This window comes from Sphingomonas sp. R-74633, assembly GCF_013416555.1.
GTDB lineage: Bacteria > Pseudomonadota > Alphaproteobacteria > Sphingomonadales > Sphingomonadaceae > Sphingomonas.
Genome location: NZ_JACCFG010000005.1, coordinates 43,805 through 62,695 on the forward strand (window position 1 = coordinate 43,805; position 18,891 = coordinate 62,695).

Consider the following 18,891-nt stretch of genomic DNA (forward strand, 5'->3'; position numbering starts at 1 on the left):
CCTAGCGCCGCGCGCGCTTGATCTCCGCCAGGTCGATGCCCAGCCGCGCGATCTTGTCGTAGAGCGTCTTGCGCGGCACCCCGAGCTGGACCAGCGCCCGCGATACCCGCCCCTCGTGCCGAACCAGTGCGTCGCGGATCAGGCTTTCCTCGAACCTAGCCAGCCGGGTCGGCAGATCGGCTTCGCCATCCGCGTCGCCAAGCTCGGCAAAGCTGCGGCCTGCCGCGACTTCAAAGGCGAAGTTCTTGAGCTCGCGGACATTGCCCGGCCAGTCATGGCTGGCGAGCCGCGCATGCACCGCCGGGTTGACCGCGATCTCGCTCACCCCGAGCTGCTGCTTGGCTTCCTCGACAAAGGCGGCGAACAGCAGAAAGGCATCGCCCCTGCATTCGCGCAGCGCCGGCACGCGCAGCCGCATCGCCGCGAGCCGGTAATAAAGATCGGCGCGGAACCGCCCCTCGGCCACCGCGGTGGCGACATCCGCCTTGGCGGTCGCGATGATCCGCAGATCGACCGATTCCGGATGCTCGGCGCCGATCGGATGGACCTCGCGCTCCTCGAGCACGCGCAGCAGTCGCGCCTGCATCGCCAGCGGCATCGAATCGATCTCGTCGAGCAACAGCGTGCCGCCGTTTGACGACGCGATCCTCCCGACGCGCGACAGCCGGGTATGCGGCACGCTGTCCGCCGCGTGGCCGAACAGCTCCATTTCGGCGAGCCCCTCGGACAATGCCGCGCAATTGACCGCGACAAAGGGCTTGCCGCGCCGGCGCCCGCGACGGTGGAGCAGCCGCGCGACCAACTCCTTGCCGGTGCCGGTCTCGCCCTCGACCAATATGTCGACATCGGTCTCGGCGAGCTGGTCGATCGTCGCGCGCAGGCGGACCATCGGCGCGCTTTCGCCGATGAGCGGGCTTTGCTCGAGCGCGGTCGTCGCGGCGGCCGCCCGCAGGCGACGATTCTCCATCACCAGCGCGCGGCGATCGAGCGCGCGGCGGAGCGCGACGAGCAGCCGGTCAGCGGCGAAGGGCTTGGCGAGAAAGTCGAAGGCGCCGTCGTGCAGCGCCGCCACCGCCATCGGCACATCGCCGTGCCCGGTCACCAGGATCACGGGAATGTCACCGTCGATCGCGCGGATGCGGGTCAGCAGCTCGAGGCCGTCCATTCCCGGCATGCGGATGTCGGAGACGACCGCGCCGGGGAAGTCCGGCGTCAGCCGCGCCAGCGCCGCCGCGGCCCGCTCGAACGCCAGCACGTTGAGCCCGGCCAGCTCGAGCGTCTGCACCGTCGCCAGCCGTAGCTGCTCGTCATCCTCGACGAACATCACCGTGGCATTGTCGAGCGCGAGCATCAGGCGGTCCTCAGCGACAGATGGAAGACCGCGCCGCCGGCGGGGTTCGGCGTGTGGGCGATGTCGCCGCGGAACTCGCGCGCAATGTCGCGGGCGATCGCGAGCCCCAGCCCCAGCCCGCCCGGCTTGGCGGTGGTGAAGGGCGAGAACAGCGTGTCGGCGATCTCCGGATCGACGCCGGGTCCGTTGTCGATCACCGAGATGCGCACCAAGTCGCCATCGCGCGCCCCCTCGACGATCACCCGCGCCTCCTTTGTCGTCCCCACCGCGTCGAGCGCATTCTGGAGCAGGTTGATCAGGATCTGCTCGAGCCGGATCCGGTCCCCTCGCACGGCCACTGCCCGCAAGGGCTTCGAGACTTTCAGCGTCACCACCCCGCGCGCGCGTTCGCCGAGCAGCAGCAGTGTGCCGTCGAGTACCGAGCCGAGCGCGGCATTGCCCTCGGCAGGCGTCTTGCGCCGGGCAAAGGCGCGCAGCTCGGCGGTGATCGTGCCGATCCGCTCGGTCAGCGAGACGATCTGCTTGAGGTTGGCGCCGGCCTTGTCGGGCGCGGCGCGCTCGAGAAAGGTCGCGGCATTCTCGGCAAAGGTGCGGATCGCCGCCACGGGCTGGTTGATCTCGTGCGCGACGCCCGCGGTGATCTGGCCGAGCGAGCCGAGCCGGCTTGCCTGGGCGAGTTCCTCACGCGCGGCGCGGTAGCGGCGATCGGCCTCGATCCGCTCCTCCGATTCGACGATCAGGAGGGCATTGGCCTCGCGCAGCTCGGCGGTGCGGCGCTCGACTTCGGCCTCGAGCCGCGCCTGATGGTGGCGCATGAGCCGGCGCTTCTCCGCCGCGCGCAGCGCGAAGACCGCAAGCAGGCCCGCGGCGAGCAGGATCGCCAGCACGATCAGCAACGCCTGGGTACGCGCCGCGGCGAGCGGCGGTTCGAGCGGCGCGAGATGGATGAGGTGCGCGCCCGCCAGTGGGGCCGGCTCGGCAGCGGCGCGGTAGCGCTGCGCCTTGCCGTCGGCACCGACGCTCGCCGTTGCGCCCGCGATCGTCACCGGTGCGCGCTTGGGCGGCTTCGGGCCGAATTGCAGCGTGCGCCGCGCATCGGCCAGCGTCGCCACGTCCAGCGCCCGCGTCGTCTGGAAGCGCCAGCCCGGAATCGAGGTGACCAGGATCACGCCGTGCGCGTCGGTGACGATGGTAATCCCGGGCGCCCGCGCCCAGGCCGCCTCGACATCGTCAAACTCCACCTTCACCACCACCACGCCGAGCGCCAGCCCGTCGCGATCGACCCGACGCGCGAGATAGAGGCCCGGGCGACCGCTGACCGTGCCCAGCGCGAACAGCTCGGAAGCACCACGCTCCATCGCATCGCGGAAATAGGGCCGGAAGCCATAGACCTGGCCGACAAAGCTGGTCGGCAGCCGCCAGTTGCTCGCCGCCACTGTCCGGCCCTGGCGATCGATCACATAGATCACCGCGGCATCGGTGCGTGTGGCGAGCAGCTCGAGCGTTGCGTTGAGCCCGCGCTGCGCCGCTGGATCGCCGCCGCGCAGCGCCGGGGCGATTTCCGGATTCTCGCTGAGCACCAAAGGCAGCAGGCGGAACTTCTGCAGCTCCGAATTGAGCAGCCCGACATGCGCGCGCGCCGTCTGCTGCGCCACGGCATCGGCCGATCCGCGCGCCTGCCCCGTCGCCCAGCGGCTGCCGGTCCATGCGAGCAGCAGGATCACGGCGAGCGTGAGCGCTGCGGTCAGGATGCGCTGACGAGTGAAAGGGGCGCCGCTGCTCATTTGTGCGGATTATCGCACATTTTGATGGAATGCCGCGCGAAATTTCACATGGTTTGGTGTGGTCGGGGGCGCCCCTCCGCGAGTGAAATATAAATAACTCAAATACTTATCCCGGAAAATCCGAAGTGGTGGAGGGACGCTGCGAGAGGAATATGGTGCACGCCCAAGGCCCCAGCACAAGAGGCCGCGCGCCGCCCGGGCGCGACAGAGGAGAGTATGATCATCCAGCCGATCCCCGACGGGCAGCCTTTGGCTGCGCGCAAGCCCTTTTACCGGCACCTCTATTTCCAGGTGCTGGTGGCGATCGCGTTGGGCGTGACGATCGGCCATTTCTGGCCGCATGTCGGCGAGGCGCTCAAGCCGCTTGGCGAAGGCTTCATCAAGTTGGTCAAGATGGTGATCGCGCCGGTGATCTTTCTCACCGTGGTCAGCGGCATTGCCGGCATGCGCGAACTCGGTTCGGTCGGCCGCGTTGCCGCCAAGGCATTCGGCTATTTCCTGTTCTTCTCCACGCTCGCACTTATCCTCGGCCTGATCGTCGCCAATGTCGTTCAGCCCGGCGCGGGCATGAACATCGATCCGGCCAGTCTCGATGCCGGTGCTGTCGCCGATTACGCGCACCAGGCGCATGAGACGACGGTCACCGGCTTCCTGATGGGGATCATCCCAACGACGCTGGTTTCCGCGCTGACCGAAGGCTCGATCCTCCAGACCCTGTTCGTCGCGGTGCTGTTCGGCATCGCCATGGTATTGGTCGGCAAGCCCGCCGAGCCGGTGCTCGATTTCGTCGAGAGGCTCGCGCTGATCGTCTTCCGCGTCGTCGGCATCCTGATGCGCGTCGCCCCGATCGGCGCGTTCGGTGCGATGGCCTTCACCATCGGCAAATACGGCGTCGAATCGCTCGGCAACCTCGCCTGGCTGGTCGGCACCTTCTACGCGACCTCGCTGTTCTTCGTGCTGGTGATCCTTGGCGCGGTCGCCCGGCTCAACGGCTTCTCGATCCTGAAGCTGCTGCGCTATCTCAAGGCCGAGCTGCTGCTCGTGCTCGGCACCTCCTCGTCCGAAGCCGCGCTGCCAAGCCTGATGGCCAAGCTCGAGGGCGCCGGCTGCGAAAAGGGCGTGGTCGGGCTGGTCGTGCCGACCGGCTATTCGTTCAACCTCGACGGCACCAACATCTACATGACGCTCGCAGCGCTGTTCATCGCACAGGCGTGCGGCGTGCATCTCAGCTGGGGCGAACAGATCCTGCTCGTGCTGGTCTCGATGCTCAGCTCGAAGGGCGCGGCGGGCGTGACCGGCGCCGGGTTCATCACGCTGGCGGCGACGCTCTCGATCGTGCCGAGCGTGCCGGTGGCGGGAATGACGCTGATCCTCGGCGTCGATCGCTTCATGAGCGAGTGCCGCAGCCTCACCAATTTCGTCGGCAACGCGGTGGCGGCGATCGTCGTCGCGCGCTGGGAAAACAAGCTCGATCGGACGGCGCTCGACGCCGCCCTCTCGGGTCGCACCATTTCAAAATCACAAGACCTAGAACAAATGAATCAGGGAGAGAGGGCATGAAGAAGGGGTACAGGCAGATCGCCTTGACCGCAGGCAGCGCGCTGAGCGTGCTGATGATCGCGCAGGCGCATGCACAGGAGGTTCCGGCTCCGGCCGCTGCCGAGCAGGAAGCGCCGGCCGAGAAGACCGACGAGATCGTCGTGGTCGGCACGCAGATCAAGGGCGCCAGCACCACCGCCGCGCTTCCCGTCACGGTGATGGACGCGAGCCAGATCGACGCCACCGGCGCGCTTTCGGGCGACGAGCTGTTCCGCGCGATCCCGCAGGCCGGCGACGTGACCTTCAACGAATCGAACAACCCGCAGACCAGCAACGCGGCGCGCGGCGACGTCAATTCGATCAACCTGCGCAACCTCGGCGTCGGCAACACGCTGGTGCTGCTCAACGGCCGCCGCCTGGTCAATCACCCGACCAGCCAGGCCGGTGACGGCAATGTGCCGGTGCTTGGCTACAACGCCAATTCGCTGCCGGTCGCCGGTATCCAGCGCCTCGAGATCCTGCGCGACGGCGCCGCCGCCATCTATGGCTCGGACGCGGTGGCCGGCGTGGTCAACACCGTCACGAAGAGCAACATCAACGGCGGCTCGCTCGATTTCCGCATCGGCGGCGCCGAGGGCACGCATCGCCGCGAATATCAGGCGACCGGCACCGTCGGCGCCAATTTCGCCGAGGGCCGCGGCAACATCTCGCTGTACCTCGACTATACGCACCGCACGGCGCAGCTGGCCGAGGACGAGCCCTATACGGCGACGGACAACCTCATGTCCTATTTCGCCAATGATCCCGCTTTCGCAGGCAATCTGACCGCGGACGGCCGCGCGACCCAGTCGCCCTGGGCGAACCTCGCCGTGGTCGGCGGCCCCGGCACGATCCGCCGCAGCCCGGGCAACCAGGCGCTGACATCCTCGGCGGGCGCCTTCCATATCCAGTCGCTCGCAAATGCCGGCTGCCTGGTCACGCTCAATGCCGATAGCTGCCTGGGGAGCGGCACGCGTGCCACCGCGACGACACTGCGTTCGGAGCGCTTCGACACGCGTCCCGGCACCACGGTGTCGCCGAGCATCGATCGCTACAACAGCTTTGCCAGCGCGCATTACGACATCTCGGACAAGCTGACCGTCTATGGCGAGGCCGGCTTCTATTATGCCGAGACCACGCGCATCCAGCCGCCGACGATCAACCTCAATGCGATCGTGATCCCGGCTTCCAACTATTGGAATCCGTTCGGCCCGACGATTCTCAACGGCGCCGCCAATCCGAACCGCATTCCCAACCTCACCAACGTCCCAGCCGCCGGCCTAGCCGTACGCCTGTCGACCTATCGCTTCGTCGATGCCGGCATGCAGGAAGTGAAGGTCGCCAACTGGCAGTCGCGCTTCCTCGGGGGGCTGAAGGGCGAGATCGGCACTTTCGATTTCGACACCGCGCTGCTCTATTCGGCCGCACAATCGACCGACGTGTCGAACGCGATCAACATGACCGCGCTGCAGAAGAACCTCGCGCTGTCGACGCCCGAGGCCTACAATCCGTTCAGCGGCGGCTGCAACGCGACGCCGAGCCTGGGCGATTGCTCGCCCGCCTCGGCCACCACGATCGACTCCTTCCAGTTCGATCTGAAGCGCCGTTCCAAGACGACGCTCGCGCTCGCCGATTTCAAGATGTCGAACGCGCGGCTGCTCAGCCTGCCGGGCGGCAATCTCGGCGTGGCCTTCGGCATCGAGGGCCGCCGCGAGACGCAGCGTGACGACCGCGATCCCAATCTCAACGGCGATATCGGCTTCGTCGACATGGTGACCGGCGAGACCAACCTGTCGAACGTCGCCGCCGTCAGCCCGACGCCGAGCACCCAGGGCGGCCGCACCGTCCTCTCGGCCTTTGCCGAGCTCGCCGTGCCGGTGGTCTCGCCCGACATGCACATCCCGCTGGTCCATCGTCTCGATGTCCAGCTGGCCGGGCGCTACGAGCATTACAGCGACTTCGGCTCGGTGGCGAAGCCCAAGGTCGCCGCGGCCTGGGACCTGGTCGATGGCTTCCGCATCCGCGGCTCCTGGTCGCAGGGCTTCCGCGCGCCGAACCTCGAACAGACCAACACCGTCGCCTATTCGCGCCTCGGCTCGAACAACGACTATTATCGCTGCGCGGTCGACCTTGCCAAGGCCGCCATCTCCAACATGGGCGCCTGCGCGCGGAGCAGCAGCTATTCGATCTTCGTCAGCGGCAATCCGGACCTCAAGCCCGAGAACAGCACCAACTGGACCTTGGGCACGGTGATCCAGCCCAAGTTCATTCCCGAAAGCGCCGGCCGGCTGACGCTCACTGCCGATTTCTGGTCGATCCAGCAGACCGGCATCGTCGGCCAGTTCGGTCCGCAGAACGCGCTGGTGCTCGACTATCTCCTGCGCCTGCAGGGCTCGAGTAACCCGAACGTGGTGCGCGCCGCGGCGAATGCCGATGACGTGACCTTCTTCAACGGCAGCGGCCTCGCCCCGGTGGGTGCTGTGACGCGGATCAACGACCAGTTCGTCAACCTGCTGCCGCAGACGGTGCAGGGCATCGACCTGGCGCTACTCTACAATGTCCGCACCGGGCTGGGTAAGTTCGACCTGGCAATCAACGGGGCGCGGCTGACCAAGTTCTCGCGTGATACTCCGCCGGCGGTGCAGGAGCTGTTCGATGCGCGCTCGGCAGGCGATATCGACGCGGCCACGCCGCTCACCGATGCGAGCAACCTGATCCAGCAGCGTGGCAAGCCCAAATGGCGCGTCACCGGATCGCTCACCTGGTCGCTCGACGGCTGGCAGATCGGCGCGTTCAGCAACTATATCAGCTCGGTCTACGACACGAACTTCCTCGATGCGAACGGCAACCCGTACAAGCTCGACGGGCAGACGACGTATAATCTCTACGTCCAATATCGCTTCAAGGGCGGCGTGCTCGATGACACGCGCATCCGCCTGGGCGCGCGCAACATCTTCGACAAGCAGCCCCCGATCACTGCCGACGGCTATCTGGGCTCGCTCTACAACCCCTATGGCCGCTATCTCTACATGACGATCGGCAAGAGGTTCTGATGCGCCTTTTCTTCTTCTCCCTCCTGGCCGCGGTTCTCACCGCGGCCAGTCCTTGTTTCGCCCAGGATGGGCTGGGCAAGCCCGAAGTCTATGCCGTCTGGCCCGGCGACCCGCCCGGCCATGGCAGGCCCTCGGGACCGGAGAAGATCGGCAACGAAGGCGGGCAGACCGGCTCGTATTCGAACATCTCGACGCCGCGCTACGAAGTCTACCGGCCCAAACACCCCAATGGCGCGGCCGCGCTGCTGCTTGGCGGGGGCGGCTATTTCCGCATCCAGATCGGCTCGGCCAAGGATGTCGCGGCCAAGCTGGCGGCCGCCGGCATCACCCCGGTGATCCTCTATTACCGCCTCCCCGGCGACGGCTGGAACGCCGATGCGCCGTTCCAGGATGCCCAGCGTACGCTGCGGTTGCTCAAGGCCGGCGCCAAGCGCTGGGGCCTTGATCCGGCGCGGATCGGCGTGGTCGGCATGTCGGCCGGCGGACACCTGGCGGGCATGATGGCTACGCAGGGCGGGCATGATTTCTACACTCCCACCGACGAGGCGGACAAGCTCAGCGCCGTCCCTGCCTTTGCCGGCATGATCTATCCCGTCGTCTCGATGCGCCCGCCGATCGACACGACACAGACGCGCAAGAAGCTCTCGGTCCTGCCCGGCTATCGCGACTTCTATTCAGTCGAGGCGCAGGTTGGGCCGGAGACACCGCCGGTGTTCCTCGCCCATGCCGCCGACGACCCCATCGCCAATGTCGAGCATAGCCTGCGCATGTTCGCCGCGATGCGCGCCGCCGGGCGGCCGGTCGAGATGCACATCTTCGAGAAGGGCGGGCATAGCTGGGGCGCCGGCAAGCCGGGCAGCCTGGTCGCGGCTTGGCCCGATCTCTTCCTCGCCTGGCTGCGGAGCCACCAGATCCTGCGCGACTGAGCCTTTGCCCTTGATCCTGTGCTTGCCTCCCCGCGTCGCGCGCGGCATGGGAGACGGCTCAGCCGGCAGGCAAATTCAGCTTCCAGGACCAAGGGCATGAAGGACAAACTCATCGTGTTGATCGGCGGCGGCGGGTTCGTCGGCCGCTATGTCGCCCAGGAGCTGCTCGCCAGCGGCGCGCGCGTGCGTGTCGCCCAGCGCCGCCCGCGCGATGCCTGGTTCCTGAAACCCTTGGGCGGCCTCGGCCAGACCCAGTTCGTCGCCGCCGACGTCACCCGGCCAGAGACGATCGCCGCCGCGCTGGTCGGCGCGGACGCGGTGGTCAACCTCGCCGGCGTGCTCAAGGGTAATTTCGACGGTGTGAACGCCGATGGCGCGCGCGTCGTTGCCGCTGCCGCAAAGGCCGCCGGCGTCGAATCGCTCGTCCATTTCTCCGCGCTCGGCGCCGAGCCCGATTCGGCCTCCGCCTATGGCCGCTCCAAGGCGCAGGGTGAGGCCGCTGCCCGCGGTGCCTTCCCGCGCGCGACGATCCTGCGCCCCTCCTTCGTCTTCGGGCGCGAGGACCAGTTCACCAATCGCTTCGCCGGCCTGGTCGGCGCGGGACCGGTGGTGCCGGTGCTGCGCCCGGACGTGCGCTTCCAGCCGGTCTATGTCGTCGATGTCGCCAAGGCCGTGGTCGCGGCGCTCGCCGATCCCGAGGCGCATGCCGGCAAGACCTATGCGCTGGGCGGTCCGGACACGCTGACCATGGCTGGCCTGTTCCAGTGGCTCGCCGGGGCGACCGGGCACAAGCCGGCCTTTGCCGAGCTGCCCGATCCGATCGGTGCGCTGATCGCGGCGCTGCCCGGCACGCCGATCACCCGCGATCAGTGGCGCATGCTCCAGGCGGACAATGTCACCGGCGCCGCGCCGGGGGTCGCCGCGCTCGGCGTCGTGCCGACGCCGCTGGCCAGCGTCGCGCCGACCTGGCTGGTGCGCTATCGCCGCCATGGCCGCTTCGGCAAGCTCGCCGCCTGAACGCCTTTCCCGCGCCGCGGCGCATCGGAGCTAGCCAAGCATGAGCGAAACCCTCGTCGCGATCCTCCTCGGCATTGTCGAGGGGATCACCGAATTCCTGCCCGTCTCGTCGACCGGCCATCTGATCCTCGCCTCCGAGCTGCTCGGCTATGACTCCGCCACCTGGGCGATGTTCAACGTCGTCATCCAGCTCGGCGCGATCCTGGCCGTGGTGGTGCTCTACTGGCGCACCTTCTGGGCTGTCGCGATGGGGCTGCTGCAAGGCAATCCGGTGTCGTGGCGCTTCCTGCGCAATCTGGTCGTCGCCTTCATCCCCGCTGCAGTGATCGGCCTGGCGCTCCACAGGCATATCGAGGCGCTGCTCGGGAAGCCGATGGTGGTCGCCTGGGCACTGGTGATCGGCGGCATCGCCATCCTCGTCATCGAGCGGCTGGTGAAGGCCGCGACGATCCACGGCATCGCCGAGATCCCGCTGGTTCGCGTGATCGGCATCGGCTTCATCCAGTGCATCTCGATGATCCCGGGCGTCAGCCGCTCGGGCGCGACGATCATGGGTGCGCTCAGCCTGGGCGTCGAGCGGCGCACCGCCGCCGAGTTCAGCTTCTTCCTCGCGATCCCGACGATGCTCGGCGCAACGGTGCTCGAACTCGCCAAGAACCATGATGCGATCACCACCGGCCGGGTTGGCTGGAGCGAGATCGGCATCGGCTTCGTCACGGCCTTCCTCGTCGCGATCGTCGTGATCAAATGGTTTGTCGGCATTGTCTCGAAGCATGGCTTTGCGCCCTTCGCCTGGTATCGAATCGTCGCAGGGGTCGGCGCGATCGCATGGCTTTCGCTGCGGTAAGTCCGTATCGGCCCTATAATCGCGCAATATTCTTTCAAATTTGCGCGATTTGAGCCGAAAAAGATAATAAAGGTCAGTGTTGCTGCCTTTTATCGACTCGCTTGCGGCGGTAGCGCGACCGCATGGCGGAAACGATGCTCAAATTCGTTGGAACGGCGCAGGCTTATCCGGGCAAGCGCGAAGCGGAACTGCGTGCGGAAGACTTCCGCGAGATCGCGGATCGCTATGCCGTGCCCTCGGCAGAGGAGCAGGCGAGCCGTTGCTCGCAATGCGGCGTGCCCTATTGCTCGGTGCACTGCCCGCTGCACAACCATATTCCCGATTGGCTGCGCCTCACCGCTGAAGGGCGGCTGCGCGAAGCCTATCAGCTGTCCAACAGCACCTCGACCATGCCCGAGATCTGCGGCCGCATCTGCCCGCAGGACCGGCTGTGCGAAGGCAATTGCGTCATCGAATTCTCGGGCCACGGCGCCGTCACCATCGGCTCGGTCGAGAAGTTCATCACCGACACCGCCTGGGAAGAAGGCTGGGTCGAGCCGGTTGCGGTCGGCCCGTCGCGCGGCCAGTCGGTCGGCATCATCGGCGCCGGCCCGGCCGGCCTCGCCGCCGCGGAATATCTGCGCGAATATGGCTATGACGTGCATGTCTATGACCGGCACGACCGTGCCGGCGGCCTGCTGACCTATGGCATCCCGGGCTTCAAGCTCGAGAAGCAGATCGTCATGCGCCGCATCGAGCGGCTCGAGCAGGGCGGCATCGTCTTTCACCAGGGCTTCGAGGTCGGCCGCGAGGCGAGCCTCGACGATCTGCGCAAGCGCCACGACGGCATCCTGATCGCGACCGGCGTCTACAAGGCGCGCGGCATCCAGGCGCCGGGCGTCGGCGCCGAAGGCGTGGTCGAGGCGCTCGACTATCTCACCGCGTCGAACCGCAAGGGCTTTGGCGATGCCGTCCCGGCGTTCGACGACGGCAGCCTCGACGCGAACGGCAAGCATGTCGTGGTGATCGGCGGCGGCGACACCGCGATGGACTGCGTGCGCACCGCCGTGCGCCAGGGCGCCACCTCGGTGAAGTGCCTCTATCGCCGCGACCGCGCCAACATGCCGGGCTCGCAGCGTGAGACTGCCAATGCCGAGGAGGAAGGCGTCGAGTTCGTCTGGCTCTCGGCCCCGGAAGCCTTTGATGGCGGCGACAGGGTCACCGGCGTGCGCGCAACGCGGATGCGCCTCGGCGCGCCCGACGCGACCGGCCGCCGCGCCCCCGAGCTCGATCCGGGCGGCGCCTTCCAGCTCCAGGCGGATCTGGTGATCAAGGCGCTCGGCTTCGAGCCCGAAGACCTGCCGCGCCTGTTCGGCGCCGCCGAGCTTGGCGTGACCCGCTGGGGCACGCTGCGCACCGATGGCCGCACGATGATGACCAGCCTCGACGGCGTGTTCGCTGCGGGCGATATTGTCCGCGGCGCGAGTCTGGTGGTCTGGGCGATTCGCGACGGCCGCGATGTCGCGGCGCATATGCATGCCTGGATGCGCGCCCGCGCCGATGCGGCTCGGGCTGCTTGAGAAGGTTGCCGAAGCCGATGAAGTTCCTTGCTGCCCTTATGCTGAGCGCCGCCGCGCTGGCCCCCGCAACGGCGTTCGCCGCGGCGCCGGTCGCCGCGCCGGCCGCCGATACCAATCTCGACAAGCTCGTCGCGCTGATGGCGCCGGAGGATTCGATCGGCCGGCTCGCCGGCAAGGCCTTCGATGCCGGCATGGACCAGCAGGTGGCTGCTGATCCGAAGATGAAGGCGACCTTCGATGCTAATCCGGGCCTGCGTGATCAGGTCGGCGGGCAGCTGCGCACGCAGTTCACCGACATTCTCGTTGCGGCTTTGCCGTCGCTGCGCACCGAGATCAGCGGGATCCTCCAGCAGGAGCTGACCGCGACCGAAATCGCCGACACGCTTACCTTCTTCGCCAGCCCGACCGGCCAGAAGCTGCGCGCCGAAGTCTATGAGACGATGGGCGGTGCCCCCGGCCAGTCGCCGCAGGAGATCCAGCAGGCGGCGATTGCCGCGGTGATGGCGAAGATGACCGCGGATGATTATCCCGCGCTGATGGCGTTCGGCGCGAGCCCGGCGGCGCAGAAGATGAGCACGATCAATCCGAAGATTCAGGCTGCCAGCCAGGCCTGGGCGACGAAGCTGGTCGAGGCCAACCGTCCGAAGATGCAGGCGCTCGCCGTCAAGCTGACCAGCGAGTATCTCGCCAAGAAGGGCGCCAAGTGATGCGCCGCGCGCTCTCCGTCGCGACGCTGCTGCTTGCCGGGATTGGCTCTGCCCATGCGCAGGGCAATGCCAGGGCGGCGCCGCCCGCCCAGGCCGTGCCCGCCGATCCCGCGCGTTCGGCAGTCGCCGAGCGCGTCGTGGCGAAGCTGGTGCCCCCGGGCATCTACAAGAAGATCTTCGACACCGTCTTCACCGAGATGATGGACCAGATGTTCGGCCAGATCGGCCAGATGCCGATCGGCCAGATCGCGAAGCTGGGCGGACTCAGCGAGACGCAGGCCAAGGGGTTGGGCGATACCAAGCTGGGCGAGATCATGGAGATCTATGATCCGGCCTGGCGCGAGCGCCAGAAGCGCATGATGCAGGCCTTTGCGGGCGGCATGGGGGACATCATGGTCAAGATGGAGCCGGCAATGCGCGCCGCGCTCACGCGGGCCTATATGCGCGAGTTCAGCACCGAGGAACTCGCGGATCTCGATCGCTATTTCGCCACGCCGGCTGGCGCGCATTATGCGGCCCAATCGCTGGTGATCTCCATGGGCCCCGAAATGACCAAGGCGGCAACCGACATGATGCCCGAGATGATGTCGGCCATGCCCGTGCTGATGCAGCGCGCGGAAGAAGCCACTGCGGACCTGCCGCCGCAGCGCAAGATGGACGATCTTTCGCCCGCCGAACGCAAGAAGCTCGCCGAGTTGCTCGGCGTCGATCCCGAAAAGCTTGAAGACGACGCGACGTGATGCGGGCGGGCTGGGTCCTTTGCGCAAGCTTGCTCCTTTGCGCGTCGGTTGCGCGAGCCCAGTCCGTCGCCGCGCCGCTCACTTCGGCCACGGCGGACGCACTTGCGCGCTTGGCGGTGCCGGACGAAACGGTCGATGCCAGGCTCGCGGCTGATCGCGCCTTTTTCGAGCAGGGCTGCGCCGACCCGCGCATGGTCGCGCTGGAGCAGCAGCGCCCCGGTATCTGCAAGGCGATAAACACGGTTTCGCTAGAGGAATCGGGCGCCATCTATCGTGAGGCCCTGGCGCCGATGCGTGCTGACGCGGCGCTTCTGTTTGCGAACGTTTACAGCGAGGCGGATGGGCAGCAGATGATCGCACTGCTCACATCACCCGCCGGGCGGAAGATGACCGGCGCCTTCGTGCGAACGGCAGCGGTTACGCGTTCAGAGAATGCCGCCACCGTGAGCGCAGCAGCCGGGAAGGGCGCCGAAGACAGCCTCACCGCACAGGACAAAGCGAATCTCGATCGGATGGAAAGCAGAGCGCTTCGTGCCAAGCGCCTCTCCTTGCAAGGTCCGATGATCGATCTGGCAAACAAATATGCAGAGCGGCTTCGGGCCGAGAAGAAGGCGCGTATCGGGCCACGGGTCCGCGACGTGCTGGTGAATTTCAAAGGTGACCAATGAGCAATGATCGCGCGCTGAACGAGCGTATCCGTCTGGCCCGTGAGGGCATGTACCGTCCCGAGTTCGAGGGAGATGCCTGCGGTGTCGGCATGGTTGCCGCCACCGACGGCCAGCCCTCGCGCCGCGTCGTCCAGTCGGCGATCGACGCGCTGAAGGCGGTGTGGCACCGCGGCGCGGTCGATGCCGATGGCAAGACCGGCGACGGCGCCGGGCTGCATGTCGACCTGCCGGTGCGCTTCTTCGACGATGCGATCGCCGCCGGCGGCCACCGCGTCATGCCGAACCGGCTGGCGGTCGGCATGATCTTCCTGCCGCGCACCGATCTGGGCGCGCAGGAAGCCTGCCGCACGATCGTCGAGTCCGAGATCATCGAGGCCGGCTACACCATCTATGGCTGGCGCCAGGTGCCGGTCGACGTCTCGGTCATCGGCATGAAGGCGCAGGCGACGCGCCCCGAGATCGAGCAGATCATGATCGCCGGCCCGCAGCCGGACGCGATGGATGCCGCCGAGTTCGAGAAGGAGCTCTATCTCGTCCGCAGGCGTATCGAGAAGGCCGTGATCGCCGCACAGATCAACGGCTTCTACATCTGCTCGCTGTCGACCCGCTCGATCATCTACAAGGGCCTGTTCCTCGCCGAGAGCCTGTCGGACTTCTATCCCGACCTCAAGGACGAGCGCTTCACCAGCCGCGTCGCGATCTTCCACCAGCGCTATTCGACCAACACCTTCCCGCAATGGTGGCTGGCGCAGCCCTTCCGCTGCCTGGCGCACAATGGCGAGATCAATACGATCCGCGGCAACAAGAACTGGATGCGCAGCCACGAGATCAAGATGGCGAGCATCGCGTTCGGCGAGCGCTCGGAGGACATCAAGCCCGTTATCCCGGCCGGCGCGTCGGACACCGCCGCGCTCGACGCGGTGTTCGAGGCGATCTGCCGTTCGGGCCGCGATGCGCCGACCGCCAAGCTGATGCTCGTGCCCGAGGCGTGGGACGAGGCGACGCCGGCCAACCATCTGTCGATGTACAAGTATCTCGCCTCGGTGATGGAGCCGTGGGACGGCCCTGCCGCGCTGGCGATGACCGATGGCCGCTGGGCGGTTGCCGGCGTCGACCGCAATGCGCTGCGCCCGCTGCGTTACACCCAGACTTCGGACGGCCTGCTCATCGTCGGCTCCGAGACCGGCATGGTCCAGATCCCCGAATCGACCGTGGTCGCCAAGGGCCGGATGGGCCCGGGCCAGATGATCGCCGTCGATCTCGACCAGGGCGTGCTGCTGTGCGACCGCGAGATCAAGGACCAGATCGCCGGCGAGCATGACTATGCTGGCATGATCGGCGAGTTCATCACGGTGCAGGACCTGCCCGAGCCCGATCTCGCGCCGCTGCGCTTCGAGCGCGCCGAACTCACGCGCCGCCAGGTCGCTGCCGGCCAGACGCTCGAAGACATGGAGCTGATCCTCGCCCCGATGGTCGAGACCGCGAAGGAAGCGATCGGCTCGATGGGCGACGACACGCCGCTTGCCGTCATCTCGGACAAGCCGCGGCTGATCAGCCAGTTCTTCCGCCAGAATTTCAGCCAGGTCACCAACCCGCCGATCGATTCGCTGCGTGAGCGCCAGGTGATGACGCTCAAGACGCGCTTCGGAAACCTCGCCAACATCCTCGATGCGGATGGCGGCGGCTCGAAGGTGCTCGTGCTCGACAGCCCGGTGCTGACCAATGGCGACTGGGAGCGGCTGCGCGCCTATTTCGGCGGCCAGTGCGCCGAGATCGACTGCACCTTCCCGGTCAGCGACAATCCCGAGGACCTGCGCGAAGCGATCAAGCGCATCCGTTATGAGGCTGAGCAGGCGGTTCGCGCCGGCTGCACCGAGCTGTTCCTCACCGACGAGCATGTCTCGGCCGAGCGCGCAGCGATCGCCGGCGTGCTCGCTGCCGCGGCGGTGCACACGCATCTCGTCCGCCGCGGCCTGCGCAGCTACGCCTCGGTCAATGTCCGCAGCGCCGAGTGCCTCGACACGCATTATTATGCGGTGCTGATCGGCGTCGGCGCGACCACGGTGAACGCCTATCTCACCGAAGCCTCGATCGCCGATCGCCACGCGCGCGGCCTGTTCGGCGACGTCGCGCTCGACGAATGCCTCAAGCGTCACCGCAAGGCGATCGACGAGGGCCTGCTCAAGATCATGTCGAAGATGGGGATCGCAGTGATCTCCTCCTATCGCGGCGGCTATAATTTCGAGGCGGTCGGCCTCAGCCGCGCGCTGGTCAACGACCTGTTCCCCGGGATGCCCGCCAAGATCTCGGGCGAAGGCTATGCCTCGCTCCACCTCTCGGCGATGATCCGCCACCAGGCGGCGTTCGATCGCGGCGTCGCGACGCTGCCGATCGGCGGCTTTTATCGCCAGCGCCACGGCGGCGAGACGCATGCCTATTCGGCGCAGCTGATGCACTTGCTGCAGACCGCGGTGTCGACCGACAGCTACTCGTCCTACATGGCCTTTTCGCGCGGCGTGCGCGACATGCCGCCGGTCTATCTGCGCGACCTGCTCGAGTTCAATTTCCCCGACCAGGGAATCCAGATCGACCAGGTCGAGGCGATCACCGAGATCCGCAAGCGCTTCGTCACCCCCGGCATGTCGCTCGGCGCGCTGTCGCCCGAGGCGCATGAGACGCTGGCGATCGCGATGAACCGCATCGGCGCCAAGGCCGTGTCGGGCGAGGGCGGCGAAGACAAGCTGCGCTACACGCCCTATGAGAATGGCGACAATGCCAACTCGACGATCAAGCAGATCGCCTCGGGCCGTTTCGGCGTCACTGCCGAATATCTCAACGCCTGCGACGAGATCGAGATCAAGGTCGCCCAGGGTGCCAAGCCCGGCGAAGGCGGCCAGCTGCCCGGCTTCAAGGTCACCGAGTTCATCGCCAAGCTGCGCCATGCGACGCCCGGCGTGACTTTGATCTCGCCGCCGCCGCACCACGACATCTATTCGATCGAGGACCTGGCGCAGCTCATCTACGACCTCAAGATGATCAACCCGCGCGCCCGCGTCTGCGTGAAGCTGGTCAGCTCGGCCGGCATTGGCACCGTCGCGGCGGGCGTCGCCAAGGCGCATGCCGACGTCATCCTGATCGCCGGCCATGTCGGCGGCACCGGCGCTTCGCCGCAGACCAGCGTGAAGTACGCCGGCACGCCTTGGGAAATGGGCCTGACCGAAGTCAACCAGACGCTCACGCTCAACGGCCTGCGCGGCCGGGTGCGGCTGCGCACCGATGGCGGCCTCAAGACCGGTCGTGACATTGTCATCGCCGCGATTCTCGGTGCCGAGGAGTTCGGCATCGGCACGCTTTCGCTGGTCGCGATGGGCTGCATCATGGTCCGCCAGTGCCATTCGAACACCTGCCCGGTCGGCGTCTGCACCCAGGACGAGAAGCTGCGCCAGAAGTTCGTCGGCACGCCCGAAAAGGTGATCAACTTGATGACCTTCATCGCCGAGGAAGTGCGTGAGATTCTCGCGCGCCTCGGCTTCAAGAATCTCGACGAAGTCATCGGCCGCACCGAGCTGCTCCGCCAGGTCAGCCGCGGCGCCGAGCATCTCGACGATCTCGATCTCAACCCGATCCTTGCCAAGGTCGATGCCGACGACGCCGAGCGCCGCTTCAGCCTGTCGACCTTCCGCAACGAAGTGCCCGACAGCCTCGATGCGCAGATGATCAAGGATGCCGCCCCGGTCTTCGCGCGCCGCGAGAAGATGCAGCTGACCTACAACGTCCGCAACACCCACCGCGCGGTCGGCACCCGGCTCTCCTCGGAGATCACGCGGCTCTACGGCATGTCGACGCTCGCCGACGGGCATGTCCATGTCCGCCTGCGCGGCTCAGCCGGCCAGTCGCTCGGCGCCTTCCTGTGCAAGGGCGTGACGCTCGAAGTGTTCGGCGACAGCAACGACTATGTCGGCAAGGGCCTGTCGGGCGGCACCATCGTCGTGCGCCCGCTGGTCAGTTCGCCGGTCGAAAGCTGGAAGAACACGATCATCGGCAACACCGTGCTCTACGGCGCGACCTCGGGCCGGCTGTTCGCCGCCGGCCAGGCGGGTGAGCGCTTCGCGGTGCGCAATTCGGGCGCCGAAGTGGTGGTCGAGGGCTGCGGCGCCAATGGGTGCGAATATATGACCAACGGCACCGCCGTAGTGCTCGGCGGCGTCGGCGCGAACTTCGGCGCCGGCATGACCGGCGGTATGGCCTTTGTCTATGACGAGGACGGCAGCTTCACCGCCCAGGCCAATCCCGAAAGCATCATCTGGCAGCGGCTTTCGTCGGCGCATTGGGAAGCCAGGCTGCGCGGCCTGGTCGAGGCGCATGTCGCCGCGACGGACAGCAAATGGGCCGCCGGCCTGCTCGATGACTGGGATCGTGCGTTGGGGCATTTCTGGCAGGTCGTGCCGAAGGAAATGCTGACGCGCCTACCGATGCCGCTCAATGACGACGACGTGGAGGCGGTGGCGGCGGAGTAAATTTCTTACCCCGGCGAAGGCCGGGGCCCAGACTTGAACGTGACAACGCTTAGTCTGGGCCCCGGCCTTCGCCGGGGAGAAGCTTAAGCACGGCTCGTCGCAACCGCTGCATATCTCTCAACCATCTGTGCTATAAGGCTTTCC

Annotated in this window: 12 protein-coding genes; 10 read left to right on the top strand and 2 right to left on the bottom strand. The window is 67.0% G+C overall.

Going from position 1 to position 18,891, the window contains the following annotated elements; translation table 11 throughout:
• Position 1: 1 nt before the first annotated feature.
• Both HZY97_RS16320 and HZY97_RS16325 read right to left on the bottom strand, forming a co-directional pair.
• On the bottom strand, positions 2-1,351 hold the full coding sequence (locus HZY97_RS16320) for a sigma-54 dependent transcriptional regulator (RefSeq protein ID WP_180146165.1): 1,350 nt from the start codon (positions 1,349-1,351) through the stop codon (positions 2-4).
• Positions 1,351-3,135, bottom strand: coding sequence for an ATP-binding protein (locus tag HZY97_RS16325; protein WP_180146169.1), 1,785 nt, complete (start codon positions 3,133-3,135; stop codon positions 1,351-1,353). Before HZY97_RS16325 ends, HZY97_RS16320 begins: the two co-directional genes overlap by 1 nt.
• Before the next feature lie 216 nt (positions 3,136-3,351).
• On the opposite strand from HZY97_RS16325, the gene HZY97_RS16330 reads away from it, so the two are divergent.
• From HZY97_RS16330 to gltB, 10 genes are all read left to right on the top strand, one after another.
• Positions 3,352-4,695 (top strand): dicarboxylate/amino acid:cation symporter, encoded by a 1,344-nt coding sequence (locus HZY97_RS16330; protein WP_180146172.1) that lies wholly within the window; start codon positions 3,352-3,354, stop codon positions 4,693-4,695.
• Positions 4,692-7,766 carry a TonB-dependent receptor domain-containing protein gene (locus HZY97_RS16335; protein ID WP_180146175.1) on the top strand — a complete coding sequence of 1,025 codons (3,075 nt, stop codon included), beginning with the start codon at positions 4,692-4,694 and terminating at the stop codon, positions 7,764-7,766. Before HZY97_RS16330 ends, HZY97_RS16335 begins: the two co-directional genes overlap by 4 nt.
• Positions 7,766-8,692, top strand: coding sequence for an alpha/beta hydrolase (locus tag HZY97_RS16340; protein WP_180146178.1), 927 nt, complete (start codon positions 7,766-7,768; stop codon positions 8,690-8,692). The genes HZY97_RS16335 and HZY97_RS16340 overlap by 1 nt, the downstream gene beginning before the upstream one ends.
• A gap of 96 nt (positions 8,693-8,788) precedes the next feature.
• A complete protein-coding gene (locus tag HZY97_RS16345; RefSeq protein WP_180146181.1) occupies positions 8,789-9,709 on the top strand; it encodes a complex I NDUFA9 subunit family protein in 921 nt (306 codons plus the stop codon).
• Between the two features lie 40 nt (positions 9,710-9,749).
• Positions 9,750-10,556 carry an undecaprenyl-diphosphate phosphatase gene (locus HZY97_RS16350; protein WP_180146184.1) on the top strand — a complete coding sequence of 269 codons (807 nt, stop codon included), beginning with the start codon at positions 9,750-9,752 and terminating at the stop codon, positions 10,554-10,556.
• A 122-nt stretch (positions 10,557-10,678) separates the two neighbouring features.
• Positions 10,679-12,115: an NAD(P)-dependent oxidoreductase gene (locus tag HZY97_RS16355; protein WP_180146187.1), complete on the top strand. Its 1,437-nt coding sequence runs from the start codon at positions 10,679-10,681 to the stop codon at positions 12,113-12,115.
• 17 nt (positions 12,116-12,132) lie between these two features.
• Entirely contained in the window at positions 12,133-12,822 is a 690-nt protein-coding gene (locus tag HZY97_RS16360; protein WP_180146190.1) for a DUF2059 domain-containing protein, read from the top strand.
• Entirely contained in the window at positions 12,822-13,562 is a 741-nt protein-coding gene (locus HZY97_RS16365) for a hypothetical protein (protein ID WP_257215134.1), read from the top strand. The genes HZY97_RS16360 and HZY97_RS16365 overlap by 1 nt, the downstream gene beginning before the upstream one ends.
• Before the next feature lie 116 nt (positions 13,563-13,678).
• Positions 13,679-14,230 carry a hypothetical protein gene (locus tag HZY97_RS16370; RefSeq protein ID WP_180146193.1) on the top strand — a complete coding sequence of 184 codons (552 nt, stop codon included), beginning with the start codon at positions 13,679-13,681 and terminating at the stop codon, positions 14,228-14,230.
• Positions 14,227-18,747 carry a glutamate synthase large subunit gene (gltB, locus tag HZY97_RS16375; protein ID WP_180146196.1) on the top strand — a complete coding sequence of 1,507 codons (4,521 nt, stop codon included), beginning with the start codon at positions 14,227-14,229 and terminating at the stop codon, positions 18,745-18,747. Before HZY97_RS16370 ends, gltB begins: the two co-directional genes overlap by 4 nt.
• Positions 18,748-18,891: the final 144 nt, after the last annotated feature.

Coding starts and splice junctions, on each gene's coding strand:
- HZY97_RS16320 (WP_180146165.1), bottom strand. CDS start 1,351: ATGCTCGCGCTCGACAATGCCACGGTGATGTTCGTCGAGGATGACGAG.
- HZY97_RS16325 (WP_180146169.1), bottom strand. CDS start 3,135: ATGAGCAGCGGCGCCCCTTTCACTCGTCAGCGCATCCTGACCGCAGCG.
- HZY97_RS16330 (WP_180146172.1), top strand. CDS start 3,352: ATGATCATCCAGCCGATCCCCGACGGGCAGCCTTTGGCTGCGCGCAAG.
- HZY97_RS16335 (WP_180146175.1), top strand. CDS start 4,692: ATGAAGAAGGGGTACAGGCAGATCGCCTTGACCGCAGGCAGCGCGCTG.
- HZY97_RS16340 (WP_180146178.1), top strand. CDS start 7,766: ATGCGCCTTTTCTTCTTCTCCCTCCTGGCCGCGGTTCTCACCGCGGCC.
- HZY97_RS16345 (WP_180146181.1), top strand. CDS start 8,789: ATGAAGGACAAACTCATCGTGTTGATCGGCGGCGGCGGGTTCGTCGGC.
- HZY97_RS16350 (WP_180146184.1), top strand. CDS start 9,750: ATGAGCGAAACCCTCGTCGCGATCCTCCTCGGCATTGTCGAGGGGATC.
- HZY97_RS16355 (WP_180146187.1), top strand. CDS start 10,679: ATGGCGGAAACGATGCTCAAATTCGTTGGAACGGCGCAGGCTTATCCG.
- HZY97_RS16360 (WP_180146190.1), top strand. CDS start 12,133: ATGAAGTTCCTTGCTGCCCTTATGCTGAGCGCCGCCGCGCTGGCCCCC.
- HZY97_RS16365 (WP_257215134.1), top strand. CDS start 12,822: ATGCGCCGCGCGCTCTCCGTCGCGACGCTGCTGCTTGCCGGGATTGGC.
- gltB (WP_180146196.1), top strand. CDS start 14,227: ATGAGCAATGATCGCGCGCTGAACGAGCGTATCCGTCTGGCCCGTGAG.